Origin of the sequence: Aquipuribacter nitratireducens (assembly GCF_037860835.1) — a bacterium.
GTDB lineage: Bacteria > Actinomycetota > Actinomycetes > Actinomycetales > JBBAYJ01 > Aquipuribacter > Aquipuribacter nitratireducens.
On sequence record NZ_JBBEOG010000004.1, the window covers coordinates 19,042 to 43,999 of the forward strand.

Genomic DNA, 24,958 nt, shown 5'->3' on the forward strand with positions numbered 1-24,958 from the left:
AGGCGCGACGGTCGGTGGGCCGCGGTGACCAGGGGAGAGGTCACCGCGGCCCGCCTTTGTCGTACCCCGGCGCCCTGTCGGGACCGCGCGGGTGCCCACCGACCGGGCGGTCAGGCCGAGCCGAGCACCGCCCGCACCCGACCGAGCAGCTCGGTCGCCGGCACCGACCCCGGCGCGAGTCCGTGCGCCGCGGCGTCGACGACCTCGCGCCGCAGCAGCTCGTTGACCGGCGCCTCGCGACCGAGCTCCCGAGCGGCCAGGACCACCTCGCCGTTCAGCCGGTCCGCCTCCACCGAGCCCGCGCCGCGCAGCAGGGACTGCCAGGTCGACCCGCCGCCGCGCGTGACGCCGGGGACCTCCGCGAGCTCCCAGGCCGAGGCCACCTCCGCCCGCCAGAGGTCCTCGTCGACGAGCGGACGGCCGGCGGCTCGCAGCACCTCCTGACCCTCGGTGAGCACGAGGCGGTGCAGCTCCCGGACGGTGTCGCGCTCCTCCCCCTGCAGGCCCGTGCCGGTCAGCGCCTCGACCGCGTTGCCGAGGTTGCTCAGCAGCTTGCGGTGCTTCCACGCCATGACGTCGTCGCGCACGCGCGTCACGAGCCCTGCGGCGGTCCAGCGCCGGGCGACGGCGGCGTCCACCTCGTCGCTGCCGCGGGGGTAGCGCCCGATGTCCAGCACCCCCGACGGCCGGATGAAGACCGCCACGTGCCCGGGCTCGGTGTGGAGAGCGGGGAGCGCGACCGACACCCCGTGGACCGCGCGGTGCCGCCGGAGGGCGGCGGGCTCGTTGGCGACGCCGTTCTGGAGGCAGAGCACCGGGAGGTCGGCCGCCCGCAACGGCAGCCGCTCCAGCAGCGCCTGCGTGTGCTGGCCCTTGACGGCGAGCACGAGGACGTCACGGTCGTGCAGCTCGAGCCGGGCCGGGTCGTCGACGACGGGCAGCCCCACCCGGAGCACGCCGTCGGGTGTGGCGAGACGCAGGCCCTCCTCCCGGACCACCCGCGCGTGCTCCCCGCGGGCGACCGCCAGCACGTCCTCGCCCGCCTCGACGAGCCTGGCGGCCACCGTCCCGCCGACCGCACCGATCCCCAGCACCACGAACCTCATGCCGGGCAGGCTCGCAGGTGCTCACGCGGGCCGCGCGCCCTCACCCGTCCGCGGCAGCGAGGAGCCTGTCCAGCGCGGTGACCGTCCGCCAGTTCCGTGCCGTCGCCGTCACCCGCAGCCGCCGCTCCCAGAACGCGTGCGACAACCGCGCGTTGCGGGTGCCGAGCGGCGTGAGGACGTGGACGTCGCGCCCGACGACGAGGAACTCCTCCTCGTGGTCGGCGGGGTCGACGCCCGCGACGAGGTCCGGGTCGGGTTCCTCGGCGAGGAACACCACGGTGTAGAGCTGCGGGTCGTCCGGCAGGGCGGGCGCGCCGGGGCGTCCCGCCGCCGCCACCGTCGCCCGGAGCTCGGCCGCGGACCGCACGACGCACGGCGAGACGACGTCGAAGTACGCGAGGACGAGAGCGGACACGCGGTCGGCGACGACGGTCTCCGGCGTCCCGTCGTCGTCGACGAGGACGTTGCCGCTCTGCAGGTAGGACCCGACGCCCGAGAACCCCTCCGTCCCGAGCAGCTCACGGAGGCGGGCCATCGGGACCTTGTTGCGCGCGCCGAGGTTGACGCCGCGCAGCAGGAGCACCCGGCGCCCGCTCACGCGCTCGTCCCCGCGTCGTGGACGAGCAGGGCCACCTGCACGCGGTTCTCGAGGGCGAGGCGGGCCAGCACGCGCGACACGTACGCCTTGACGGTGGCGGGGCTCATGAACAGCTCGTCCGCGATCTGCGCGTTGGCGAGCCCGCGCGCGACGGCGTGGGCGACCTCGCGCTCCCGCTCGCTCAGCCCCTCGAGCGCGGCCCTGGCGGCCGCCTGCCGTTCGTCGACGGCGGAGCCCGCGTCGAGGACCGCGACGTGCCGCAGCAGGCCCCGGGTCACCGACGGGTCGAGGACGGCCTCCCCGTCGGCGACCCGGCGGACCGCCTCGACGATCTGCGCGGGCGGGGTGTCCTTGAGCAGGAACCCGGCGGCCCCGTCCCGCACAGCGCGCACGACCTGCTCGTCGGCGTCGAAGGTCGTGAGGACGACGACCTCGGGAGCCCGCGGCGAGCGGCGCAGGGCCGCGAGGGCGGTGAGCCCGTCGACCCGCGGCATGCGGATGTCCATGAGCACGACGTCGGGGCGGTGCCGGGCGACGGCGTCCGGGACCTCCTCGCCGTCGGACGCCTCCCCGACGAGGACCACGCCGTCGGCCCCGCGCAGCACCATCGCCAGCGCCGAGCGGACGAGCGGGTCGTCGTCGACGACGAGGACGCGGACCGGCGCCGCGGTCACGCCGCCTCCACCGGCCACGGCAGCCACACACGCAGCCGGAACACGTCGTCGACGACCCCGTGCTCCCAGCGCCCGCCCGCGAGCCTGGTCCGCTCCGCGAGCCCGACGAGGCCGACGCCGGAGCCTGGCACCCGTGCGGCGTCGTCGAGGCCGGCACCCGTGCCGGGGCGCAGCGCGTTGCGGACCTCCAGCGACAGCCCGCTGCCGGGGGCGCCCGACACGCACACGTCGACGGCGCCGCCACGGCCGTGCTTCCGGGCGTTGGTCAGGCCCTCCTGCAGCACGCGGTACGCGGTCCTCGCGGTCGTGAGCGGCAGCGGTGCGTCGGCGAGCTCCACCCGCTCCCGGAGGCCGACCCCCGCCGCGCGGGTCTCCGCCAGCAGCCCGGGCAGGTCGTCGAGCGTGGGCTGGGGGCGCGAGGTCGACGTGCCGTCGTCCCCCGTGTCGGGGTCGTCCGTCGTCCGGAGCACCCCGATGACCTCCCGGAGGTCGACGAGGGCGCGGTGGGCGTTGTCGCGGATGACGCCCGCAGCGGTCGCGACCTCCTCCGGGGAGGCGTCGCGGCTGAACTCGAGCGCACCCGCGTGCATGCTGACGAGCGAGATCCGGTGCGCGAGGACGTCGTGCATCTCCCGGGCGATCCGGGTGCGCTCGCCCTGCCGGGCGGCCTCTGCCGAGCGCTGCTGCTCCCTCTCGGCGCGCTCGGCGCGCTCGCGCAGGGACGCGACGAGCAGGCGGCGGGCGCGCAGGAACATGCCGAAGCCGATGACGGCGGCGGTGAAGACGGTCCCGAACGCCATGATGATCACCCACTCGACCCAGCCGACGCCCTCGCCCCGCCACCACAGGAGGACGACGGCGGCGACGAGGTTCGCGCCGCCCACGAGCAGCGCCCACGGCCAGCGTCGGTGGATCGCGACGGTGAGGAGCATGACGAAGGCGGGCCCGCCCGCGAACGTCGAGAACGCCGCGGCGAACGCGGAGACGACCCCGAGGGTGACGGGGAAGCGCCGGCGCCAGAAGAGCGCGACGAGCAGGCCCACCCCGAGCACGAGGTCGACCCACACCTCGAGGCCGCTCACGGGTCGGAAGCCGCTGCCATCGAGCGGTCGGCCGGCGATCACGAGGCCCACGGCGGACATCAGCCCGACCGTCACGAACACGACCCAGTCGACGACCCGGTCCCGGCGGCTGCGCCGCCCGTCGCGCCGGCCGTCGGCGCTCAGCACCAGGTGGTCCCCGTCCCGCACCGGACCACCCTAGGGACGGGCTGCGACGCCTGGACAGGGCCGAAGGTCGACGGCCGCCGGTCCGTCGGTCGACCGTCCGCCGGCCGACCGGACCGGTCCCGGGGCCGGCCGCCGACTCCCGTCGCGCGATCGTCGCCGTCCGGCCGCAGCGGGGGAGGCCGCCCGGCGCGGAGGCTCGTCGCATGATCGAAGCGACCTCCCTGACCAGGCGCTACGGCGCGACCACCGTGGTGGACGACGTGTCGTTCACCTGCCCGCCCGGCACCGTGACCGGGTTCCTCGGCCCCAACGGGGCCGGCAAGTCCACGACGCTGCGCATGGTGACGGGGCTGTCGACGCCCGACGCGGGCACCGCGACCGTCGCCGGGCTCCCGTTCCGTCGTCTGCCCAACCCGGGCCGCGTCGTCGGCATCATGCTCGACGCCTCCGCCCAGCACGGCGGCCGGACCGGCCGGGAGACGCTGCGGCTCGCCGCGTCCCTGCTCGACGTCCCTCCCGGGCGCGCCGACGACATGCTCGAGCTCGTCGGCCTCGCCGGGCGCCCGGCGCGGCAGCGGGTCGGCCGGTACTCCCTCGGCATGCGACAGCGGCTCGGCATCGGCCTTGCCCTGCTCGGGGACCCCGACGTGCTCGTGCTCGACGAGCCCGCGAACGGCCTCGACCCGGACGGCATCCGGTGGATGCGCGGCCTGCTGCGCCGCTTCGCCGACGGCGGCGGGACCGTCCTGCTGTCGTCGCACCTGCTCGGCGAGGTCGCCGCCGTCGCCGACCGCCTCGTCGTCATCGCCGGCGGCCGCGTCCGCGCCGCCGGCGCCACGTCCGAGCTCCTCGAGGGCCAGGACGACCTCGAGGAGTACTACTTCCGCCTCACGACCGCCGAGCCCGCTGGAGCCGCACGATGAGCACCGACGTCACGTCCACGCCCGCCACCCCCGCCACCCCTGCCACCCGTCGTCCCTCGGGGCTCGACGTGCCCCGGCCCTCGGCCGCGCGCCTCGTCGCCGTCGAGCTGCGCAAGGCCGTCGACACGACGACCGGTCGCTGGCTGCTCGCCGTCACCGGCGTGCTCGTCGTCGGCGCGCTCGTCCTCGGCTCGCTGTTCGAGCCCGGCGAGGACGACCCGAGCCTGCAGTTCCTCCTCGCCAACGGCCTGCTGCCCGTCTCGCTGCTCGTGCCCGTGCTCGGCGTGCTCCTCATGTCCGGGGAGTTCTCCACCCGCAGCGTGCTGACGACGTTCGCGCTCGTGCCGTCGCGCGGGCGGGTCGTCGCGGCGAAGACGGTCGCCGCCGTCCTCCTCGCCCTAGGGTTCGCCCTGCTGACCGGGGTCCTCGCGGTCGCCACCGCCGGTGTGCTCGACGTGCTCGTCGGGGACGTGGTGTGGACGATGGCGTGGCAGGTGCCGCTGCAGCTGCTCGTGCTGCAGGTCGTCTACGTGCTCGTCGGCGTCGGCATCGGCCTGCTGTGCCAGAACACGCCCCTCGCCGTCGTCGTGTACCTGGTCGTGCCGTCGCTGCTCGCGCCGGTCGTGTTCCTCGTGCCGGCGCTGCAGGACGTCGGGCCGTGGGTCGACCTCGCGACGGGGACGATGGCGCTGCAGATGGACACCGTCCTGTCCGGACGGCAGTGGGCGCAGGTGGCGAGCGTCACGGGCATCTGGGCCGTCGTGCCGTTCGCCGTCGGCTGGCTGCGGCTGCAGCGGCGCGAGATCGCCTGACCCGACCGACCGGCCCGGCTCAGAGGGGGCGGGGGCGCAGCTCCGAGGTGCAGCACTTCGGGCCGCCCCCGCCCTTGAGCAGCTCCGACAGGTCGACCGGCACCGGCACGAAGCCCCGCTCCCGCAGCTGCTCGGCCAGGCCGGTGGCGGCGACCGGCAGGACGACGTGGCGGCCGTCGCTCACGGCGTTGAGCCCGAGGACGAGCGCGTCGGCCTCGGACGCCACGACGGCGTCGGGGTACAGGCGCTCGAGCACGCGTCGCGACCCGTCGGAGAACGCCCCCGGGTAGTACGCGACCGTCGTGTCGTCGAGCGGGAACAGCGCGGTGTCGAGGTGGTAGAACCGCGGGTCGACGAGCTCGAGCCCGACGACGGGCCGGCCGGTCCTCTCCTGGATCTCCGCGTGCGCCCGCCGGTCGGTGCGGAAGCCCGTGCCCGCCAGCACGAGGTCGCCGACGACGGTGAGGTCGCCCTCGCCCTCGTGGGTGCCGACCGTCGGCGTGACGGGCCCGAAGCCGTGGGCCTCGAGCCACGCGGCGTGCGCGGGCGCCTCGGCCGCACGCTCCGGGTGCGCGAAACGCGCGCCGACGGCGACGCCGTCGACGACGAACGCACCGTTCGCGGCGAAGACCATGTCCGGGAGACCCGGCACCGGGTCGAGCAGCTCGACCTCGTGACCCAGCCCCTCGTACGTCGCCCGGAGCGTCTCCCACTGCTGCACCGCGAGCGCGGTGTCGACGACCGCACCCGGAGTCATCCACGCGTTGATCGCGTACGCGACCTCGAAGTGGACGGGTGCGCACATGAGGAAGCGGCGACGGACGGCCACCCGCTCCTCGGACCGGGTGGCGGGCGACGTCGTGGGGAGCTGCGGCTCCCCGGGCAGGAGGGTGGTCACAGGCTCGATTGTCGACGCGCACAGGCGCTCGCTTCATGTCGCGCTGCTGCGTCCTGTCGTCGCGACGTTGCGCGTTCTCCGACATGCACGCACGATCGTTGCGTGACGACGCTCGACGGCCTCGACGAACGGATCCTCGCCATCCTGCGCGACGACGGGCGGGCGTCGTTCGCCGTCGTGGGGGAGAGGGTGGGCCTGTCGGCCTCGGCGGTGAAGCGCCGCGTCGACCGGCTCCGCGAGGCCGGAGTCATCACGGGCTTCGCCGCGCTCGTGGACCCGGAGGCGCTCGGGTGGACGACGGAGGCCTACGTCGAGCTGTGGTGCGCGCCCTCGACGACCCCGGCGCAGGTCCTCGCCGTCGCCGCCCGCCACCCGCAGGTCGTGTCGGCGGCGACGATCAGCGGGGAGGCGGACGCCCTGGTCCACGTCCGCGCCACGAGCGTCCACGACTTCGAGCGAGTGCTCGAACGGATCGGGGCCGACCCGTCCGTCGTGCGCACGAAGAGCGCGATCGTGCTCAGCCGCGGCGTGCAGCGGAGCTGACCGGCACCGGGACCGGCGTCGGCGCCGCGGTGCGACGGGCGGCGCGGAGGTCGTCCTGAGCCCGGTGCCACGCCGCGGCCCAGTCCGGCAGCGCCGGGCTCGTCGCCCCGTCGTGCCCCGAGGCCGCGAGCAGGTCCGCGGTCGGGACCCGGCCGCCCCCGACCCGCAGGAAGAGCGCGCGGACCACGGCCTCGGCGACGACCTCGCCGGAGCCGTCGCGACCACGCCGGAAGACCTGCTCGAGCAGGATGGAGCGGTCGTCCCATCCCAGCGTCCGGGTCGTGACGGTGAAGGGCTGCCCGAGTCGCAGCTCGCGGTGGAAGGCGATCGTCTCGGCCGTGACCACCGGGTACCAGCGCCGGCGGTGGAGCACGGCGTGAGCGCCCGAGCGGAGGAGCAGGTCGGTCCGCGCCAGGTCGAGCAGCGTGAGGTAGCGCCCGTTGTTCACGTGGCCCAGGGCGTCGAGGTCGCCCGGTGCGACCCGGAAGCGCGTCACGCACTCCCCGAGGAGGTCGACGCGCGAGCGCCGCCGGGCGGTGAGCCACAGGACCACGAGCCGCACCCACAGGTTCACGCAGTGCCTCCATCGGGTAGTGCCGCGGCCTTCTGGGTCCGCGAATCGGACTCAGCGTGGTGGGGACTGGCTCGGTCTGTCAACCGGACCTAGCATCGGGTCATGGGCGAGGAAGCGGAGCCGCAGCCGGGTCCGGCCGCGCTGGCGTGGTCGACCGAGGGCTGCACGGTCGAGGCGGCGCTCGCCGTCGTCGGCGACCGGGCGACGTTCCTCGTGGTCCGGGAGGTGGGCTGCGGCGTCCGGCGGTTCGCCGACATGCAGCGGCGCACGGGCCTGCCCCGCGACGTCCTGACGCGACGGCTGACGCGCATGGTCGACGACGGGCTCCTGCGCCGGGTGCCGTACCGGGAGCCCGGTCGCCGGGGTCGCGAGGAGTACCGCTTCACGGACAAGGGGTTCGAGCTCTACCCCGTCGTCGTCGCGCTGTGGCGCTGGGGCAGCAGGTGGGCGGACCCGCGGCCGGGACAGGGTCCACCGATCGAGTTCGTCCACCGGGGCTGCGGCGAGTTCGTCGACGCGGTCGTGCGGTGCGAGGCCGGTCACGACGTCACCGAGCCGCGCGACGTCCTGCCGCGCCCGGGCCCCGGCGCGGTCCGCGTCGGCTGATCCCACGTCGCGGAAGAACGACACAGGCTGTGTCGTTGTAGTCGGCGTGATGCTCAAGCCGGACCTGCTCGGCCTCGTGACCCGTGGGCGCCTCCACCTCGACGCGGGCGACCCCGCCGGCGCGGCTCGACTGCTCGCCGAGGCGGCAGCGGCGGCGCCGCAGGACCGGGCCGTGGCGACGGACCTGGCCCGCGCCTACTTCGACTCCGCCCAGCTGAACCGGGCCGAGCGGGCCTTCCGCGACCTCGTCGAGCTCGACCCCACCGACGCCTGGGCGCGGCGCGGGCTCGCCCGCACGCTGCGGCGGCTGTCGCGTGCGGAGGAGGCGCTCACGCAGGACCGGCTCGCGGACGCCCTCGGCGGCTGACGGCCTACCGGATCGGGCGACCCAGCACGAGCGCACCCTCGGCGCGCTCGACGAGCGCGAACCCCAGGCGCCCGTAGAAGCCGATGGCGCGCGAGTTCGTCTCGGCCACGCCGAGGTGCACCGCACCCGCCCCGGCCTCGGCGGCCGCGGCGAGGAACCCGTCCACGAGCCGACGGCCCCACCCCTGCCCCTGCACGTGCGGGAGCAGGTCGATGTGGAGGTGCGCCGGGTAGCGGTCGGTGATCCGCCGCGGGGTGCGGCGCGGATCGTGGACGAGCTGTGCCGTGTCCCGGTCCGCCGGTCGCGTCATGGCCTCGAGCGGGTAGGCGCGTCGGGCCTGCGGCCACCAGGCGCGCTCGCACCAGCTCTCGAACGACACCGTGTCGCTGGTCCCGAGCACGTAGCCGCTCACCCGTCCCTCGGGGGTGCCGTCGTCGACCACGAGGCACAGGTCCGGCTCGAACCGCGCGTACGGCAGGGCGTACACCGTCCCCGGCAGACCGGGGAAGGCGTGCTGGGCGGTGGCGTCGTCCCCGGCGTCGGCCGTGCGGAGGCAGACGTCGGCGAGCCCCTGCTCGTCGCCCGGGCGGAACGGCCGCAGCACCGCGCCCTCGCGCCTGCGCGGGGCGAGGAACCCGCGCAGCCGTCCGCGCTGCGTCGCTGCCATGTGACGGAACGTACCCGCGGGCGGGCTCGTCGATGCCTCCGCCGCCCCGGCACGGGGTGGGCGGTCCGGACGCGCAGGGACGGGGACGTCGGGCCAGACGGGCTCCGACGGCGCGGTGCGCGCCGCAGGCGCGGCTGGTGGGACGGCTACCGACCGCTGCTCGGCGGGGCCTGCGAGCCGGGCCTCGCGCCGGGTCGCGGGGACCCCGCTGCCCTCGTGGCGGCGGTGGACGTCCCGGCGGCGGGGGAGGGGGGCGGGGTCCGTCACGCGTCGCGACCCGTCGGGAGGACGCCCGCGAGAGCCGCGTCGACGTGCGCGTCGAGCGGGGGCCACGGGTACCCCGGCTTGCCCGTGCGAAGCGACACCGTCCCGTGCAGCCCCGTCCAGGCGGCGAGGGTGCGCGACGCCACGTCGGGGGCCCCGGGCACGGCTGCCACGAGCCGTCCGAGCAGGTCGAGCAGGGCGTCGCCGTCGGCGAAGGCCACCGTCTCCGCGTCGGTGAGCAGCCGCACCGCGCGGCCGCCGAAGACGACGGCGTAGGCGCCGGGGTTGCTCGTGCCCCAGACGACGTAGGCCAGGGCGGCGGCGCGGAGCCGCCCGACCGGGTCGTCGGCCGCGTCCGCCGCGGCCTCGACCGCCCTCCGCAACGCGGCGAGGTGGCGCTCCACGACCGTGCGGAGCAGGTCGTCGAGGTCGTCGAAGTGGCCGTAGACGCTCGGGGCCGCCACGCCGGCCTCGCGTGCCACCCCGCGGAGCGTGACGGCCGACGGGTCGCCCGACTCCAGCAGCCGCGACGCCGCGGCGACGAGCTCCTCGCGGAGACGAGTGCCCTTACCGCGGGGGTTGCGGGCCCGGGCGGGCTGCAGGACGGGCACGGCCGACTCCTCCTCTGCGCGTCGGGATCGCCCCCACTCTAGGTTGACCCGTCGACTAACGCATGTAAGGTGATTCACCTAACGACCGTTAGCCCATCACCGAGGAGAGTCCCGTGCCCGTCGCCCCCCTGCCGCCCTCCGGGGCCGTCCTCGTCACCGGCTGCTCGAGCGGCATCGGTCACGCGACCGCGCTGCGCCTCGCTCGCTCGGGCCTCGCGGTCCACGCGACGGCGCGCCGACCCGACCGGCTCACCGAGCTGGAGGCGGCCGGGTGCACGACCGGGCCGCTCGACGTCACGGACGACGACTCCGCCGCGCACGCGGTCGAGGAGGCCCGCGAGCGACACGGCGCCGTCGTCGCGCTCGTCAACAACGCCGGCTACGGCGAGTACGGCCCGGTCGAGGAGGTGAGCCTCGAGGCGGCCCGGCGACAGCTCGAGACCAACGTCATCGGCGTGGCGCGGCTCACGCGCCTCGTGCTGCCGGGGATGCGCGAGGCCGGTGCCGGGCGGGTCGTCACCATCGGTTCGATGGGCGGTCGCCTCACGTTCCCCGGCGGCGGCTGGTACCACGCGTCGAAGCACGCCCTGGAGGCGCTGCACGACGCCCTCCGCGTCGAGGTCGCCCCCTTCGGCGTCGGGGTCAGCCTCGTCGAGCCAGGGCTCATCCGCACGGAGTTCGGCGCGACGGCCACCGGGACCCTCACGGGGACGCGCACCGAGGGCGAGGGCCCGTACGCCGGACTGGTCGCGTCGGTCGAGCAGGGCATGGCGGGCTCGTACGACAACCGCGTGCTGTCCGCCGGACCCGACGCGGTCGCGCGGGCCGTCGAGCACGCGGTGACGGCGCGGCGGCCCCGCAGCCGCTACGTCGTCACGCCCGCCGCGCGGGGGCTCATCGGGCTACGGCGCCTCGGCGGCGACCGCGTCTGGGACGCGTTCGTGCGGCGGCAGTTCTCGCTGCCGGCGTGAGCGGCGCAGCGGTGGCGGCGGCTGCGGCGTCCGCCCACGGCGGACAGCGCCGTCCCACCCCTTCCCCTCGCGCGGGCCGCGGGTGAGGATCGGGCGGGCGGCGCGTCCGCCGTCCGCGAGCCCAGCCCCGGGAGGACCCGTGCCGGAGACCTGCGAGCACCTCGACTCCGACCACGCAGCCCGCGAGCAGGCCCCGCCGCCGCGCACCCCGGACGGCTGCGAGGAGTGCCTCGCCGACGGCGGCCGGTGGGTGCACCTGCGGCTGTGCACGAGCTGCGGCCACGTCGGCTGCTGCGACTCCTCGCCGTCGCGGCACGCGACCGCGCACCACGCCGGCACCGGCCACCCCGTCGTCCGCTTCTTCGAGCCGGGCGAGACGTGGCGCTGGTGCTACCTCGACCGCACCCTCGCGGAGGCCTGACACCGGCATGGCGGACCGCGACCTCCCGGTCATCCTCACCGTCGACGACGACCCGTCGGTGTCGCGTGCCATCGCGCGCGACCTGCGCCGCCGGTACGCCGAGGAGCACCGCGTCGTCCGCGCCGACGGCGGCGCGCAGGCCATCGAGGCGCTGCAGGAGCTCAAGCTGCGCGGCAGCCGCGTGGCGGCGCTGCTCGCGGACTACCGGATGCCCGACATGGACGGCATCGAGTTCCTCGAGAAGGCGATGGACCTGTTCCCACGGGCCCGTCGGGCCCTGCTCACCGCCTACGCCGACACCGACGCCGCCATCCGCGCGATCAACGTCGTCGACGTCGACCACTACATGCTGAAGCCGTGGGACCCGCCCGAGGAGAAGCTGTACCCGGTCGTCGACGCCCTGCTGGAGTCGTGGCTCGCGACGGGTGACGACCAGCCGGCGGGGCTGCGGCTCATCGGGCACCGCTGGTCCCGGGCGTCGCACGAGGTCCGCGACTTCCTCGCGCGCAACGCCGCCGCGTACTCGTGGGTGTCGGTGGAGGACCCCGAGGCGCAGCGCCAGCTGGCCGCGGCCGGGCTCAGCGAGGCCGACATCCCGGTCGTCGTCACCGCCGAGGGGACCGCGCACGCCTCGCCCGACCTCGCGACCGTCGCCGGGCTCGCCGGGCTGTCGACCTCCCCCGCGGAGGACTTCTACGACCTCCTCATCGTCGGTGGCGGTCCCGCCGGTCTCGGCGCGGCGGTCTACGGCGCCTCGGAGGGCCTGCGGACCGTCCTGGTCGACGCGACCGCGACGGGTGGGCAGGCGGGGCAGAGCTCGCGCATCGAGAACTACCTCGGCTTCCCCGACGGCGTGTCCGGCGGGCAGCTCGCCGACCGCGCCCGCCGGCAGGCGGTGAAGTTCGGCGCCGAGGTGCTGACCGCCCGCACCGTGTCGGCGCTCGAGGTCGACGGGCCGGTGCGGACCGTCCGCTTCGCCGACGGCTCCGACGTGCGCGCGCGTGCGGTGCTCCTCGCGACCGGGGTCCAGTACCGGCGCCTGCCTGCGCCGGGCGTCGACGACCTGCTCGGGCGGGGGGTCTACTACGGCAGCGCCGCGACCGAGGCCGAGGCGTGCGCCGACCAGCACGTCCTCGTGGTCGGCGGCGCGAACAGCGCGGGCCAGGCGGCGGTCTTCTTCTCCCGCCGCGCGGCGAAGGTGACGCTGCTGGTGCGCGGCCGCTCCCTCGAGGCGTCGATGTCGAGCTACCTCATCGACCAGATCGCCGCGATCGACACCATCGAGGTCCGCACGTGCTGCGAGGTCGTCGAGGCCCACGGCAGCAACCACCTCGAGGCCGTCACGCTCGCCGACTCCGCGGCCGGCAGCCGCGAGCGGGTGGAGGCCTCGCACCTGTTCGTCTTCATCGAGGCCGCCCCGCGCACCGACTGGCTCGAGGGCACCGTCGCCCGCGACCCCCGCGGGTTCGTCCTCACCGGTCCCGACCTCGTCCGGGACGGTCACCGGCCGGCCGGCTGGACCGCGCAGCGCGACCCGTCCTACCTCGAGACCTCCGTCCCCGGGGTGTTCGCCGCCGGTGACGTGCGCGCCGACTCCGTCAAGCGCGTCGCGTCCGCCGTCGGGGAGGGCGCCATGGCGGTCACGCTCGCCCACCGCTACCTCGAGGAGTCCTGAGCATGGCCGTGACCCTGACGAACGACGAGCTGCGGGCCCTCTTCCTCTTCGAGGCCCTCGACGACGACAAGCTCGAGTGGCTGCGGCAGATGGGCGAGGTCGCCGCGTTCGACGTCGGGCAGACCGTCTACGCCGAGGGTGACCCCGCCGACTGCTTCTTCGTCCTGCTGAGCGGCACGGTCGCCATGAGCCGCAACGTCCAGGGCGACGACGTGGAGGTCGTCCGGACCGACCACGTCGGGGTGTACGGCGGGGCGACGCAGGCGTACATCGGCGACCAGGCGGACAAGCGGTACGTGGGCTCGTTCCGGGCGATCACACCGTGCACGTTCTTCGTGCTGCCGGCACAGGCGTTCGCCGCGATGGTCCGCGAGTGGTTCCCCATGGCCGTCCACCTCCTCGAGGGGCTGTTCTTCGGCCTGCAGCGCAGCAACGAGGTCGTCGGGCAGCGCGAGCGCCTGCTCGCGCTGGGCTCGCTGACCGCGGGTCTCACGCACGAGCTCAACAACCCGGCCGCGGCCGCGGTGCGGGCGACCTCCGCCCTGCGCGACCGGGTGCGGCACATGCACCACAAGCTCGCGATGCTTGCGGACGCGCAGCTCGAGCCGAAGGTCCTCACCGCCCTCGCGGGCATGCAGGACGACGCGCTCGCCCGCTCCGGCAGCGGCCCGCGCCTGTCGGCGCTGCAGGCCAGCGACGCGGAGGACGAGCTCGTCGACTGGCTCGAGGAGCGGGGCGTCCAGCGCCCGTTCGACCTCGCGCCGCCGCTCGTGGCCGCGGGTCTCGACCCGGCGTGGCTGCAGCGCCTCGCCGACGAGGTGCCGGCGCACCTGCTCGAGAGCGGGTTGCGGTGGATCGTGTACTCGCTGGAGACCGAGCAGCTGATGAGCGAGATCGAGGACGCGACCGGCCGCGTGTCGACGCTCGTCGGCGCCGCCAAGCAGTACTCGCAGATGGACCGTTCGGAGCAGCAGACCTTCGACGTCCACGAGGGCCTCGACGCCACCCTCGTCATGCTGACCCGGACGCTCGAGGGCATCGAGGTCGTCACCGACTACGACCGCGACCTGCCCCGGGTGCAGGGCTTCCCCACCGAGCTCAACCAGGTGTGGACGAACCTCGTCGACAACGCCGTGCAGGCGATGCGGACCGCGAGCAGCTCACCGGCCGTCCTCACGCTGCGGACCGCGCGGGACGACGACCGGCTCCTCGTCGAGGTGGGCGACACCGGCCCCGGGGTGCCGCAGGAGCTGCGGCGGCGGATCTTCGAGCCGTTCTTCACGACCAAACCGGTCGGGGAGGGCACGGGTCTCGGCCTCGACATCTCGTTCCGCATCGTCGTCAACCGGCACGCCGGCGACCTCCGCGTGGTCGGTGGTCCGGGGGACACCCGGTTCCAGGTGCGCCTGCCGCTGCGGTGAGGGGCGCGGGCTCCGCCACGACGACACCACCGACGCGTCCGTGCGTCCGGAGCGGGCCGTCCCGGCCGTTCGTGATGGCGTTGTGGCGTCGCTGCACCGGCCGTCGGGCCTCTGCCACCATGACACGGTGGTGACGCCGGAGGAGGGCAAGGCGCGCCTGCTCAGGGCGGCCGAGTCGGGCGCGCTCGACGAGGTGTGCCGACGGCACGGTGTGCGGGTCCTGACGGTGTTCGGCAGCGCCGGGCGCGGGGAACCCGGTCCCGGAGACCTCGACGTCGGCGTCTCCTTCGAGCCCGGGGTGCGGCCGGACGTCCTCGGCCTCGCGACGGACCTCCACGACGTGGCAGGACGCGAGGTTGACCTCGGCGTGGTCGACGGTGCCGCGCCGCTGTTCCGTGACCGCGCGCTCATGCACGCCACCCCGGTGTGGGAGTCGCGGCCGCACGAGTGGATCAACAGCGCGGTCGAGGCGCACATGACGGCGCTCGACACGGCGTGGCTGCGGCGCCTCGACCTCGACCGGCTGGCCGGTCGATGACCCCGCGTCGCCTCGATCCGGCGTCGGTCGCCTCCAGGCTGCGCCTCATGGAGCCGCTGGTCGACCGACTGGCGTCGCTGCGCGGCGTGAGCGGGGACGAGCTGCGGGCGGACCTCGACACCCGCCTCGTCGTCGAGCGCATCCTCACGGTCCTCGTCGAGAGCGCGGCAGCGGTCAACGGGCACGTCGTCGGGGCGAGCGGCGGCCAGGTCCCCGACGACTACCGCTCGTCGTTCGGTGCCGCCGCCGCGGCCGGAGCCATCCGGCCGGAGCTGGCCGGTCGGCTCGCACCCGCGGCGGGTCTGCGGAACCTGCTCGCGCACCGCTACGGCGAGGTCGACCTCGACCTCGTGGCCGCTGCCGTGCCGCGGGCGCACGACGACTTCCGCGACTACATCACGCAGGTGGCCGGCTGGCTGACGGAGCAGGGCACCGACGCCTGACGGCGCCGGTGCCCGCGACCAGGCGACGCTCAGGCGCGCCGGCGCGCCTCCTCGGACACGTGCGCGTCCGCCGCGGTGCCGCCCACGCGCTCCTTCTCGACCCGCTGCAGGACGGTCCGCGCGACGATCTGCTGCCGCGTCACCGCGCGCTGGGTCCGGCCGCGGCCGACGAAGCTGATCGCCCAGTGCAGCAGCGTCGTCACGCGGTTCTTGAAGCCGATGAGGTAGAGCAGGTGGACGAACAGCCACGCCACCCACGCCACGAACCCCGTGAGGCGGATGCGACCGACCTCGGCGACCGCGGCGAAGCGGCTGATCGTCGCCATGGACCCCTTGTCCCAGTAGCGGAACGGGCCGGGCTCCGGTCGCCCCGCGACGCGGGCGGCGATGGTGGCCGCGGCGTGCCTCCCGGACTGGATGGCGACCTGCGCGACCCCCGGCAGCCCGTCGAGGGCCATGAGGTCACCGACGACGAACACCTCCGGGTGCCCGGGCACGCTGGTGTCCGGCTCGACCCTCACCCGTCCGGCGCGGTCGGTGTCGGCTCCCGCCCGCTCCGCGATCATCCGCCCGAGCGGGTTCGCCTCCACGCCCGCGGCCCACACGACGGTCTCCGCGTCGATGCGGCGCTCGCCGCCGTCACGCGTGCTGCGGACGGTGAGGCCGCTCGCGTCGATGTCGGTGACGAGCCCGCCGAGCCGCACGTCGACCCCGAGCCGGCGGAGCCGGTCCGCGGTGTCGCGGGACAGCCGCTCGTCGAACATCGGGAGCACCCGGTCGGCGGCGTCGAGCAGGACGATGCGCGCCGTCGACGTCGCGATGCTGCGGTACTCCCCGGCGAGGGTCCGGTTGGCCAGCTCGGCGATCTGCCCCGCCATCTCCACGCCCGTCGGGCCGGCGCCGACGACGACGAACGTGAGGGCCCGGTCGCGTGCCTCAGGGGTCGCGGCGAGCTCGGCCCGCTCGAAGGCGGTGAAGATCCGGGCGCGTAGCTCGAGGGCGTCGTCGACGGTCTTCATGCCGGGGGCGTGCTCGGCGAAGTGCTCGTTGCCGAAGTACGACTGCCCGGCACCGGCGGCGACGACGAGGCTGTCGTACGACAGCGTCGTGGTGGTGCCCTCACCGGCGAAGGTGACCGAACGTGCGTCGAGGTCGACGTCGAGGACGTCGCCGAGCAGGACCCGCACGTTGCCCTGCCGCTTGAGGACCTCACGCGTCGCCGGCGCGATCTCGCCCTCGGACAGGATCCCCGTCGCGACCTGGTACAGCAGCGGCTGGAAGAGGTGGTGGACCGTGCGGGACACGAGCGTGACGTCGACGTCGGCCCTCGCGAGGCGCTTCGCGGCGAAGAGGCCGCCGAAACCGGAACCGACGATGACGACGTGGTGGCGGGCGGTGGTGGTCACGGGCGGTCCTTCCGAGCCGGGCGTCGCGCCCGGCCGCATGGGCTGGGGAGCGCCGTCGCTCAGGGCTTGTGAATCCGTGCACAAGGGTAACGCCCGACGCTGAGCCACGCTTCCCGGTCCGCGCCGTGGACCGCTCGGGGGACCCGGTGTCACGGTTGTGCATCGGGGCACGACAACCAGGTCCGACTCGGGTCGTCGCGGGGTACGTTTGCCCTGCTCAGGGGGACGAGCGGCGCCGTGCCGTGCGACCCCTGTCGCATCGTTGGGAAGGAACCCGATCATGTCGTCTCGCCCGCGCGGTCTCACCGGCCGCGTCCTGTCCCTCGTCTGCGCCGGCGTCGTCGCCGCGGGCCTGGGCAGCGCCTCGCTCGTCCCGGCCTCCGCCGCCGCGGACGACCCCGTCCCCTTCCCCGGGGTCTGCCCCGCGCCCGAGGACCGCGGCGTCGAGGGGACGGTGAGGGGCACCCTCGGTGAGCAGGCGTACGACAACCTCCTCGAGAACCGGGACGAGGTGGCGGCGCTCCTCGAGGCGGGCCTCGATGCGATCGACGCGGAGTGGGACAAGTGGGAGCCGGCGCTGCAGGAGGCCGAGGCCATCACGGGCACGTCGACCGGCGGGCTCGGTGCGCGCCGCGACCTCGTGGCCGAGTGGCTCGCCGACGAGCAGCAGCGCCTGGCGGACGAGGACGCGGAGCCGACCGAGGACGTGGAGCGGGTCGCCGAGCTCGTGGAATTGATCGACGGGGCGTATGCGGAGGCGCTCCGTCTCCACGACGAGCTCTGGGACGACCTCGAGGAGTACCTCGGGCCGCTGCCGTACGACGGGTACGACAGTCCCGTGTTCGCGATCGTCCGCGAGGGGCTCGCGTGTCTCGACGTGGACGACACCGGGAGCGCCCCGGTCGCGACGCCGGTCCCGGCGCGGGCCGACTTCACCGGCTGAGGCACGCACAGCCGGCGCCGTCCCGGCCGGGACGGCGCCGGGCCGCGGTCAGCGCAACCCGGGCAGCCGGTCCGCCACGGCCTCGAGCACCGACTCCTCGCCCGCGTAGACCCCGTCCGGTCGCGGCCAGTGGGTGACGACGTCGGTGAACCCGAGCGCGTGCGCCCGCTCGTAGGTGTCGAGGAAGACGTCGAGGGAGGCGAGGGCGTACCGCCCGACGTCGACGCTGAGGTACCGCCGCGGCTCCCCGCGCCGGCGTCCCGCGGCGTCCCGGGCCCGGTCGAACCGCGCGCACATCTGGCCCACGCCACGCCACCAGTGCTCGAGCGCGTCCGGGCCGTCGTCGCCCTTCTCGCGCGGCGGCCCGGTCGTCACCCAGCCGTCGCCGAGCCGGGCAGCGAGGGCCATGCCGCGCGGGCCGTTGGCGGCGACGGCGAACGGCAGCCGTGGCGAGGACGGGCCGCCCGGCACCATGCGCGCCTCGTGCGCGGCGTAGTGGTGCCCGCGCCACGTGGTCGCGGGCTGACGCAGCAGCAGGTCGAGGAGCGTGACGAAGTCCTCGAAGCGGCGGGCGCGATCCCGCGGCGACAGCGCCTCGTGCCCGAGGACGGTCGCGTCGAAGCCCGCCCCGCCGGACCCGACACCGAGCACGAACCGACCGCCGCTGATGTCGTCGAGGCTCATCAGCTCCTTGGCGAACGGCACGGGGTGGCGGTAGTTCGGGCTCGCGACCCACGTGCCGAGCCCGATCGTCGAGGTGACGGTGGCGGCGGCGACGAGCGTCGGGACGGTCGCGAACCACGGCTCGTCGCGCAGCGAGCGCCACGACAGGTGGTCGTACGTCCACGCGTGGTCGAACCCGAGCTCCTCGGCGCGACGCCACGTCGCGGCCGCCTCGGCCCAGCGCTGCTGCGGGAGGATGACGACACCGACGCGCACCCTCGCCAGGCTAGGGGCCGCAGCGGCTGGCACGATCCGGGACATGAGCCGACCCGACGTCGCCGACCGCGCCTCCGAGCTCCTCCGCCTCCACCACACCGGGACGACGCTCGTCCTGCCGACCGTGTGGGACGCGTGGTCCGCCCGGGCCGTCGTCGCCGCCGGGTTCCCCGCGATCAGCGTCGGCAGCCACCCGCTCGCCGACTCGCGCGGCCAGCGCGACAACGAGGGCATGACGCTCGCCGACGCCCTCGAGGGGGCCCGCCGCATCGCCGACGCCGTCGACGTGCCGGTGACCCTCGACGCCGAGTCCGGCTACGACACACCCGCGGCCGAGCTCGTCGACCGGGTGCTCGACGCCGGCGTCGTCGGCATCAACATCGAGGACACCGTCCACTCGCAGGGCAGGCTGCGGGAGCGGCAGGAGCACGCGGACTACATCGGCGAGATCCGGGCGTCCGCCGACGCCGCCGGCGTCGAGCTCGTGATCAACGCCCGCACCGACGCCTACGTCGGGAGCGTCGCGGTGTTCGACGACCCGCTCGCCGAGGCCCTCGCCCGGCTGCAGGCGTGCGAGGCCGCCGGCGCCCGGTGCGTGTACCCCGTGCGGGTGCCCGACGCGGCGAGCGTGCGGACGCTCCTCGACGGCCTGTCCGGGCCCCTCAACCTCACCGCTCACCCCGTCACGGGCGGCATGGCGGGCAGCCGCGAGGAGCTGAAGGCGCTCGGCGTGCACCGGATCACGTTCGGGCCGCTGCTGCAGGCGGCGCTCACCGAGACGATCACCGAGCTCGTCACGCCCTGGCGCTGAACGGCTCGACGACCGGGTCCCGGCCCCGGGAACCGGGCCGCCACGTGCCGACGACACGGCCCTCGCGCACCACCGTGGGGCGGAACACGCCGTTGCCGCCCGGCACCACGGCAGTCGCGTGCTCGGGGGCGAGCGTGGCCGACCGGTCGGCGTAGCCCAGCACGAGCTCGTCGAAGCCGGGCAGGCGCAGCTCACCGCGCGCCTGATCCCTCAGCGCCGCCAGACGCTCCGGCGTCGTGGGGTCCATGAGCTGCTCGACGCCGTCGACCTCGACGCGCTCGAGGCCGTCCCGCACCTGCGCGACACCGCTCCGGACCTCGCGGACGCCGAGCCCGGACCAGCGGGCGAGGTCGAGGACGCTCGCCGGACCGTGGGAGCGGAGGTAGCGCTCGGCGAGGCGGGCGAGCAGCGCCTCGCGGTCGTCGGTGCGGTCGTCGGGCGGTGCGACCTCGTCGAGCAGGCGCAGCCGCTGCCCGGTGACCCGACCGTCGTCGGCCCGCGTGGTCGCACCCCACACGACCGCCCGGGCCTGGGCGAGGTGGGCGAGGAGGTGGTAGCCGCGCTGCCCGTCGGTCGGGACCCCTCCGGCCACCCACGCGGCGAGCAGCGCGTCCCGCGTGAGGCCGTCACCGGCGAGGGCCTCACGCGCCACGTCGAGGGCCCGGGCGGCCTGCGCGGCGTCGAGGCCGAGCTCGTCGAAGCGGCGGCGGGCGCGGGCGTGCTGCGCCTCGCCGGTGAGGGCGAGCAGCCACCGCACGTCGTCGGTCGCGACGACGTGGAGGGTCCCGCGCAGCGGCCACGTGCGCACGAGGCGTCCGTCGTCCAGCGCGGCGGCGACGTCGTCCGTCGTCGTGCCCGGGGTCGACCGCAGCGCGACGGACCGGAGCACCCCGGGCAGGTCCTGCCCCTGGAGCGCGAGCAGGTGACGGACGGCGTCGACGGGCGACCGCTCGCCGGGCACGAGCCCCTGCGCGACGAGCCGCAGCAGCGCCACCTCCTTCGGGTCCACGGCCCCACCCTGCCGCCCCCCCCGACAGCGAGAGGTGGATCTGTCCCGGGAGGACCGGCGTGTCCCGGGCGAGATCCCCCTCTCACCGCGGGGCCTAGCCTCGCGCCATGCCGTCGGACCACCCCGTCCCGATCGTCCTCGACTGCGACCCCGGTCACGACGACGCGCTCGCCCTGCTCCTCGCCCACGCCGACCCCGCCGTCGACCTGCGCGCCGTCACGGTCGTCCACGGGAACCAGACCGTCGACAAGTGCCTGCGCAACGCCCTCGCCGTCTGCACGCTCGCGGGCATCACCGACGTCCCGGTCGCCCGCGGCGCGGACGCGCCCCTCACGCGGCCGCTGCGGCTCGCGCCGGACATCCACGGCGAGACCGGTCTCGACGGCCCGGAGCTGCCCGAACCGGTGCTCGACCCGGCTCCCGGGCACGCCGTCGACCTGCTCGCCCGCACGCTGCGCGACAGCGACGAGCCCGTCACCGTCGTCGCGACCGGGGCGCTCACGAACGTCGCGCTGCTCCTGCGCGCCGAGCCGGCCCTGCGGGAGCGGATGGCGGGCGTGGTGTGGATGGGCGGGTCGACCGGCCGCGGCAACATCACCCCGTACGCGGAGGCGAACGCCGCGAACGACCCCGAGGCCGCGCAGGAGGTCCTCGACAGCGGCGTGCCGTTCACGATGGTCGGGCTCGACACCACGCACCAGGCGCTCGTCACGCGCGACGTCGTCGACCGGCTGGAGGCGATGGGCACGACCGTGGCGCGGACGTGCGCGGGACTCATGACGTTCTTCGCCGACACCTACCGCGAGGCATTCGGCATGCCCGACCCGCCGCTGCACGACCCCGTGGCGGTCGCGCGCGTGCTCGACCCGACGCTCGTCCCGACCGTCCGGGCGCACCTCGTGGTGGAGACCGAGGGCCGCTGGACGGCCGGCGCGACCGTCGTCGACCTCGACGGGTACACCGGCCGCGCGCCGAACGCCGACGTCGCGCAGGGCCTCGACCGTGACCGGTTCCTCGACCGGCTGCTGGCGGCGGTCGCGTCCTACCGCTGAGCGCGGTCGAGCACGTCGCGGACGGCGGCGGCGAACGGCGCGGGGTCGCCGCCCATCCGCTCGACGAAGGGCGCGTGGTCGCCCGGCAGCTCGACGAACACCGCGCCGAGCCGCGACGCCAGCGCCTCCGGGGCCCGCCTGGCCAGCTGTGTCGGCGCGGAGTCGGCGCCGCCGGCGAGGACGAGGCGGCCGTCGACGGCCCGCAGGGCGGTGTCGTCCGGCTCCCACGTGCAGATCGGGACCAGACCGTGGGCGAGCATCCGGTACCCCGCGGCCATCTCCTCCTCCGACGGCGGCTGCCCCTCGTCCGGCTGCTCGTCGGGCTCGTCGTCGGGGGCAGGCGGTCCGTCGAACCCCGCGAGCGCCATGAACGCACCGAAGGCGGGCCCGGGCCCCTGCTCGTGGAGGATCCGGACGACCTCGTCGGTCCGCGCCCGCAGCTCCGCCTCGTCCGGCAGGACGCCGACGAGCGGTGGCTCGTGCGCGACGACGGCGGCCACGAGGTCGTGGTGGCGCTGGGCGAACGCGAGTGCTGTCACGGCCCCGCCGCTCGTGCCGACGACCTCGACCGGCCCGCCGCCCGCCTCCCGGACGAGAGCGGCGAGGTCGTCGGCGAGGACGGCCGGGTCGGCGTCGTCGGAGGGGTCGACGAGCGGGCTGCCCCCGAACCCGCGGGGGTCGTGGAGCAGCACGGTGCGGGAGCCGGCGAGCGCCCGGGCGAGCCCGCGCAGGTCGTCGATCCCCATGGGGTGCCCCACGAGGGCGAGCAGGGGTCCCTCCCCGTGCACCTCGTACCGGAGGGAGGCGCCGGGGACAGCCAGGGTCGTCATGCCCGTCTGACCGGCGGCCGGCTGCGAACTCATCGGTGACTCTGCACCCATGACCGCGACACGCCGCCGATGCCGGTCACGGATGCACACTCACCCCGGCGTGTTCTGGTCGAGCTGCTCCTGGGCGGCCGCGAGCACCCGCACCACGTCGGCGCCGAACCGCGCGTCGCACGGGTGCGGCTGCCCGCCTCGCGCGGCCTGCTCCAGCGCCCTCAGCGCGTGACCGAGCGCCTCGACCGCCGTCGTCCCGTGGTCGGCGGGGATCGAGGTCCAACCGTGCTGCCCGTACACCTCGCACCGCAGGGCGGCGGCGTCCGGCGGGACCGTGAGGCTCACCGAGGCCGTGCTCGACGGCGCGTCCTGCCCGTCGCCGTGGCGGAGCACGAGGTGGACCGTGTCGCCGGGACCGCGGACCGCGGACACCGACGTCACCGGCCCTAGCGCCCCCACGAGGACCGACAGCGCGTGGGGGCCGACGTCCCACAGGCCGCCGTGCTCGTGCCGCCACGGGCTCGCTCCGAACGGGCTGCCGTCCGTGAAGATCGACCCCAGCCACGCGCCGTGCGCACCGGTCCAGCCGCCCCGCGCACGGAGCCCGTCGAGCCAGTCCGCGACCGCCGGTGTGTGCCGGGCCGTGAAGAAGACGACGGAGGCGACCCCGGCCGCCTCGACCGCGTCGGCGACCCCGTCGGCCTGCTCGACCGAGAGCCCCGTCGGCTTCTCCAGCAGGAGGTGACGACCCGCCTGTGCCGCCCGCACGGCGATGGGCGCCTGCACGTCCGGTGGGACCGCGAAGGTGAGGGCGTCGACGCCGTCGAGGAACGGGTCGAGCCGGTCCTCGCCGGCGAACGCACCGGCCTCGTGCCGACTCGCGAGCGCCTCCGCCCTCCCGGCGTCGCGCCCCCACACCGCGGTGAGCTCGTGGCCGGCGGCGACGACCGCGGGCGCGTGCACCTCCGCCGCCCAGTACCCGGTCCCGACGAGACCGACGCGCATGGTGCCTCCCGTGCCGCTCAGGCGTCGCGACGGTCGCGCCGCAGGTTCGAGACGACCGCCCCGACCACGAGCAGCACGCCGGCGACCACCATGCCGACCGGGACGGCCAGGGACACGTCGACGCGCAGGTCGACCACCTCACGCGCGCCGAGCAGCACCCCGACCGCGAGGACGACGACCCCCCACACGACGGTGCCGACGGCGGGTCCGGACGGGGCGCTGGGCATGGCTGTCTCCTTCACGGGGCGGGGGTCTCGACGAGCCGGACGGTGCCGACGAGGATGCGGGCGTCGACGACGACGTCCGGTGAGTCGCTGCCGGTGCGCAGGACCCGGTCGAGGCCGACCCCGGCCTCGTCGGCGGCCTCCGGCTCCTCGCCCACGAGGGCGGACCCGACGAGCACCCCGGCGTCGACGCGGACGTCGAGGCCGTCCGGTACGCGCACGACGAGCTCCCCGAGGCCCACGCGGACCGGCACCTCGACCGGGCCGCCGGCCGTCGCGCTGCGGGCCGGGACGTCGAGCGACGACAGGTCGAGGACGGCGTCCCCGAGGCCGAGGGCCCCGCCACGGGACGCGTCCGAGACCTCGACGGGCCGCCACGTGACGTCACCCGCCACCTGCACGGTCCGCCAGCTCGGCACGAGCAGCAGGAGGACCGCGACGACGATCGCGAGCGCGGCGGCCCCGCCGACCGCGCCGTCCCGGCGCCCCATGACGCCGAGGGCGACGATCGCGCCGCCGAGCAGGGTGATCGCGGCGCTGAGGGCGACGACGTGGGGGCGGCCGTCGAGGTACCCGAGCTCGGTGGCGAGCCACGCCGCGCCGGCGACGACGAGCGCGGCGCCCGTCACGGCCGCGGACAGCACCGGGCCGGGGCCGGGTCGCGCGGGCACCGGCGGCGGGGCGGGCGCACGGACCGGAGCCGGCGGGGGCGGTGACGCGTCCGTCGGGGCGGCTCCGGGCGCGGCCGGCGCCGGTCCGGGGGTCGGTCCGGGCGCCGTCGTCCCGGCCAGGCGCGGCAGGAACGCGAGCCCGACGACGAGGAGCGTCCCGAGCACGAGCGCCCCGACGAGGTCGCGGGGGTCGAGCAGCGGCCCGCCGCGCAGCAGCTCCCACGGACCGGGCAGCAGTGCCGCGACGAGGAGCAGCGCGACGGCACCGACGGTGGTCCCCGTGAGGTCCCCGCGGGCCGCGCGTTCGAGCTCGATGCGGCCGTCGTGGTCCGGCAGCAGCACGAGGGCGACCGCGTACGCCGCCACCCCGACGCCGCCGAGCAGGGTGAGCGCGACGAGCGACACCCGCAGCAGCGTGGGGTCGACCCCGAGCCGCCGGGCCGTGCCCGAGCACACCCCGCCGAGCCAGCGGTCGTCGAGCGGTCGCCGCACCCCCGTGCGGCGCATCGCGTCCCACAGCTGCTCGAGGGGGCCGGGCCGGGTCCCGGGCGCGGGCCCGCCGGTCGGCCCGCCTGTCGGTCCGGCGGCGGGGCCGGCGGTCGGGCTCGTGTCGTCCATGCCGGTGATCGTCGCGGGAGCGCCGCCCCGGACGCATCGGGGACACCCCTGATCCCGACCCGGAGCCGGGGACCCGGGCCGTCCCTGGTCCGCGGCGACCGCCCGAGCGGGAGGATGG

General features: G+C 75.8%; 29 protein-coding genes. 14 read left to right on the forward strand and 15 right to left on the reverse strand.

The window, feature by feature from the left end; genetic code table 11:
* Positions 1 to 110: 110 nt before the first annotated feature.
* The 4 genes from WAB14_RS08730 to WAB14_RS08745 are packed head-to-tail and all read right to left on the reverse strand — an operon-like array spanning position 111 to position 3,628.
* On the reverse strand, positions 111 to 1,106 hold the full coding sequence (locus tag WAB14_RS08730) for a ketopantoate reductase family protein (RefSeq protein ID WP_340269196.1): 996 nt from the start codon (positions 1,104 to 1,106) through the stop codon (positions 111 to 113).
* 40 nt (positions 1,107 to 1,146) lie between these two features.
* Positions 1,147 to 1,704 carry a DUF1697 domain-containing protein gene (locus tag WAB14_RS08735; RefSeq protein WP_340269197.1) on the reverse strand — a complete coding sequence of 186 codons (558 nt, stop codon included), beginning with the start codon at positions 1,702 to 1,704 and terminating at the stop codon, positions 1,147 to 1,149.
* Positions 1,701 to 2,378: a response regulator gene (locus WAB14_RS08740; RefSeq protein WP_340269198.1), complete on the reverse strand. Its 678-nt coding sequence runs from the start codon at positions 2,376 to 2,378 to the stop codon at positions 1,701 to 1,703. The genes WAB14_RS08735 and WAB14_RS08740 overlap by 4 nt, the downstream gene beginning before the upstream one ends.
* Positions 2,375 to 3,628: a sensor histidine kinase gene (locus WAB14_RS08745; RefSeq protein WP_340269199.1), complete on the reverse strand. Its 1,254-nt coding sequence runs from the start codon at positions 3,626 to 3,628 to the stop codon at positions 2,375 to 2,377. Before WAB14_RS08745 ends, WAB14_RS08740 begins: the two co-directional genes overlap by 4 nt.
* Positions 3,629 to 3,810: 182 nt before the next feature.
* On the opposite strand from WAB14_RS08745, the gene WAB14_RS08750 reads away from it, so the two are divergent.
* Both WAB14_RS08750 and WAB14_RS08755 read left to right on the forward strand, forming a co-directional pair.
* Positions 3,811 to 4,530, forward strand: a complete 720-nt coding sequence (locus WAB14_RS08750; protein WP_340269200.1) for an ABC transporter ATP-binding protein — start codon at positions 3,811 to 3,813, stop codon at positions 4,528 to 4,530.
* Positions 4,527 to 5,342, forward strand: a complete 816-nt coding sequence (locus WAB14_RS08755) for a hypothetical protein (protein WP_340269201.1) — start codon at positions 4,527 to 4,529, stop codon at positions 5,340 to 5,342. The genes WAB14_RS08750 and WAB14_RS08755 overlap by 4 nt, the downstream gene beginning before the upstream one ends.
* Positions 5,343 to 5,361: 19 nt before the next feature.
* On the opposite strand, the gene ddaH is transcribed toward WAB14_RS08755, so the two are convergent.
* Complete coding sequence (ddaH, locus tag WAB14_RS08760) at positions 5,362 to 6,147, reverse strand: dimethylargininase (RefSeq protein ID WP_377002806.1); 786 nt, start codon at positions 6,145 to 6,147, stop codon at positions 5,362 to 5,364.
* 195 nt (positions 6,148 to 6,342) lie between these two features.
* Here ddaH and WAB14_RS08765 point away from each other — a divergent pair, with 195 nt between their 5' ends.
* Complete coding sequence (locus tag WAB14_RS08765) at positions 6,343 to 6,783, forward strand: Lrp/AsnC family transcriptional regulator (protein ID WP_340269203.1); 441 nt, start codon at positions 6,343 to 6,345, stop codon at positions 6,781 to 6,783.
* Here the strand turns inward: WAB14_RS08765 and WAB14_RS08770 are convergent.
* The gene (locus WAB14_RS08770; protein ID WP_340269204.1) at positions 6,758 to 7,357 is read right to left on the reverse strand and encodes an acyl-CoA thioesterase; all 600 of its coding nucleotides are present in this window, start codon (positions 7,355 to 7,357) and stop codon (positions 6,758 to 6,760) included. The two genes, WAB14_RS08765 and WAB14_RS08770, sit on opposite strands and share 26 nt — an antisense overlap.
* A 102-nt stretch (positions 7,358 to 7,459) precedes the next feature.
* Here WAB14_RS08770 and WAB14_RS08775 point away from each other — a divergent pair, with 102 nt between their 5' ends.
* Both WAB14_RS08775 and WAB14_RS08780 read left to right on the forward strand, forming a co-directional pair.
* A complete protein-coding gene (locus WAB14_RS08775) occupies positions 7,460 to 7,963 on the forward strand; it encodes a winged helix-turn-helix transcriptional regulator (RefSeq protein ID WP_340269205.1) in 504 nt (167 codons plus the stop codon).
* A gap of 49 nt (positions 7,964 to 8,012) precedes the next feature.
* Positions 8,013 to 8,330 (forward strand): tetratricopeptide repeat protein, encoded by a 318-nt coding sequence (locus WAB14_RS08780; protein WP_340269206.1) that lies wholly within the window; start codon positions 8,013 to 8,015, stop codon positions 8,328 to 8,330.
* A 4-nt stretch (positions 8,331 to 8,334) separates the two neighbouring features.
* Here WAB14_RS08780 and WAB14_RS08785 read toward each other — a convergent pair whose 3' ends face one another.
* Together WAB14_RS08785 and WAB14_RS08790 are read right to left on the reverse strand one after the other, a co-directional pair.
* Entirely contained in the window at positions 8,335 to 8,997 is a 663-nt protein-coding gene (locus tag WAB14_RS08785; protein ID WP_340269207.1) for a GNAT family N-acetyltransferase, read from the reverse strand.
* Between the two features lie 263 nt (positions 8,998 to 9,260).
* Complete coding sequence (locus tag WAB14_RS08790) at positions 9,261 to 9,872, reverse strand: TetR/AcrR family transcriptional regulator (RefSeq protein ID WP_340269208.1); 612 nt, start codon at positions 9,870 to 9,872, stop codon at positions 9,261 to 9,263.
* Between the two features lie 113 nt (positions 9,873 to 9,985).
* Between WAB14_RS08790 and WAB14_RS08795 the strand changes: the two genes are divergently transcribed.
* The 6 genes from WAB14_RS08795 (at position 9,986) to hepT (ending at position 15,341) form a co-directional block, all read left to right on the forward strand.
* Positions 9,986 to 10,843, forward strand: a complete 858-nt coding sequence (locus WAB14_RS08795; protein ID WP_340269209.1) for an SDR family NAD(P)-dependent oxidoreductase — start codon at positions 9,986 to 9,988, stop codon at positions 10,841 to 10,843.
* 139 nt (positions 10,844 to 10,982) lie between these two features.
* Positions 10,983 to 11,264, forward strand: a complete 282-nt coding sequence (locus WAB14_RS08800) for a UBP-type zinc finger domain-containing protein (RefSeq protein WP_340269210.1) — start codon at positions 10,983 to 10,985, stop codon at positions 11,262 to 11,264.
* Positions 11,265 to 11,271: 7 nt separating this feature from the next.
* A complete protein-coding gene (locus WAB14_RS08805; RefSeq protein ID WP_340269211.1) occupies positions 11,272 to 12,939 on the forward strand; it encodes an NAD(P)/FAD-dependent oxidoreductase in 1,668 nt (555 codons plus the stop codon).
* A gap of 2 nt (positions 12,940 to 12,941) precedes the next feature.
* Positions 12,942 to 14,360: an ATP-binding protein gene (locus WAB14_RS08810; RefSeq protein WP_340269212.1), complete on the forward strand. Its 1,419-nt coding sequence runs from the start codon at positions 12,942 to 12,944 to the stop codon at positions 14,358 to 14,360.
* 127 nt (positions 14,361 to 14,487) lie between these two features.
* A complete protein-coding gene (locus WAB14_RS08815; RefSeq protein WP_340269213.1) occupies positions 14,488 to 14,898 on the forward strand; it encodes a nucleotidyltransferase family protein in 411 nt (136 codons plus the stop codon).
* Between the two features lie 47 nt (positions 14,899 to 14,945).
* Positions 14,946 to 15,341 (forward strand): type VII toxin-antitoxin system HepT family RNase toxin, encoded by a 396-nt coding sequence (hepT, locus tag WAB14_RS08820; RefSeq protein ID WP_340269214.1) that lies wholly within the window; start codon positions 14,946 to 14,948, stop codon positions 15,339 to 15,341.
* A gap of 29 nt (positions 15,342 to 15,370) precedes the next feature.
* Here hepT and WAB14_RS08825 read toward each other — a convergent pair whose 3' ends face one another.
* Complete coding sequence (locus WAB14_RS08825; protein WP_340269215.1) at positions 15,371 to 16,747, reverse strand: NAD(P)/FAD-dependent oxidoreductase; 1,377 nt, start codon at positions 16,745 to 16,747, stop codon at positions 15,371 to 15,373.
* Between the two features lie 280 nt (positions 16,748 to 17,027).
* Here WAB14_RS08825 and WAB14_RS08830 point away from each other — a divergent pair, with 280 nt between their 5' ends.
* The gene (locus WAB14_RS08830; RefSeq protein WP_340269216.1) at positions 17,028 to 17,690 is read left to right on the forward strand and encodes a hypothetical protein; all 663 of its coding nucleotides are present in this window, start codon (positions 17,028 to 17,030) and stop codon (positions 17,688 to 17,690) included.
* Between the two features lie 48 nt (positions 17,691 to 17,738).
* On the opposite strand, the gene WAB14_RS08835 is transcribed toward WAB14_RS08830, so the two are convergent.
* The gene (locus WAB14_RS08835; protein ID WP_340269217.1) at positions 17,739 to 18,629 is read right to left on the reverse strand and encodes an LLM class flavin-dependent oxidoreductase; all 891 of its coding nucleotides are present in this window, start codon (positions 18,627 to 18,629) and stop codon (positions 17,739 to 17,741) included.
* 43 nt (positions 18,630 to 18,672) lie between these two features.
* Between WAB14_RS08835 and WAB14_RS08840 the strand changes: the two genes are divergently transcribed.
* Positions 18,673 to 19,440: an isocitrate lyase/PEP mutase family protein gene (locus WAB14_RS08840; RefSeq protein WP_340269218.1), complete on the forward strand. Its 768-nt coding sequence runs from the start codon at positions 18,673 to 18,675 to the stop codon at positions 19,438 to 19,440.
* On the opposite strand, the gene WAB14_RS08845 is transcribed toward WAB14_RS08840, so the two are convergent.
* Entirely contained in the window at positions 19,424 to 20,449 is a 1,026-nt protein-coding gene (locus WAB14_RS08845) for a winged helix DNA-binding domain-containing protein (protein ID WP_340269219.1), read from the reverse strand. The two genes, WAB14_RS08840 and WAB14_RS08845, sit on opposite strands and share 17 nt — an antisense overlap.
* A gap of 107 nt (positions 20,450 to 20,556) precedes the next feature.
* Here WAB14_RS08845 and WAB14_RS08850 point away from each other — a divergent pair, with 107 nt between their 5' ends.
* The gene (locus WAB14_RS08850; protein WP_340269220.1) at positions 20,557 to 21,501 is read left to right on the forward strand and encodes a nucleoside hydrolase; all 945 of its coding nucleotides are present in this window, start codon (positions 20,557 to 20,559) and stop codon (positions 21,499 to 21,501) included.
* Here WAB14_RS08850 and WAB14_RS08855 read toward each other — a convergent pair.
* Genes WAB14_RS08855 through WAB14_RS08870 form a run of 4 tightly spaced genes read right to left on the reverse strand, consistent with a single transcriptional unit; the run spans position 21,492 to position 24,840 of the window.
* Positions 21,492 to 22,364 carry an alpha/beta fold hydrolase gene (locus tag WAB14_RS08855; protein ID WP_340269221.1) on the reverse strand — a complete coding sequence of 291 codons (873 nt, stop codon included), beginning with the start codon at positions 22,362 to 22,364 and terminating at the stop codon, positions 21,492 to 21,494. The genes WAB14_RS08850 and WAB14_RS08855 overlap by 10 nt on opposite strands.
* 57 nt (positions 22,365 to 22,421) lie before the next feature.
* Positions 22,422 to 23,327, reverse strand: coding sequence for a Gfo/Idh/MocA family protein (locus tag WAB14_RS08860; protein ID WP_340269222.1), 906 nt, complete (start codon positions 23,325 to 23,327; stop codon positions 22,422 to 22,424).
* Positions 23,328 to 23,344: 17 nt separating this feature from the next.
* Positions 23,345 to 23,554 carry a hypothetical protein gene (locus WAB14_RS08865; protein WP_340269223.1) on the reverse strand — a complete coding sequence of 70 codons (210 nt, stop codon included), beginning with the start codon at positions 23,552 to 23,554 and terminating at the stop codon, positions 23,345 to 23,347.
* 11 nt (positions 23,555 to 23,565) lie between these two features.
* Positions 23,566 to 24,840, reverse strand: a complete 1,275-nt coding sequence (locus WAB14_RS08870) for a PspC domain-containing protein (protein ID WP_340269224.1) — start codon at positions 24,838 to 24,840, stop codon at positions 23,566 to 23,568.
* Between the last annotated feature and the right edge of the window lie 118 nt (positions 24,841 to 24,958).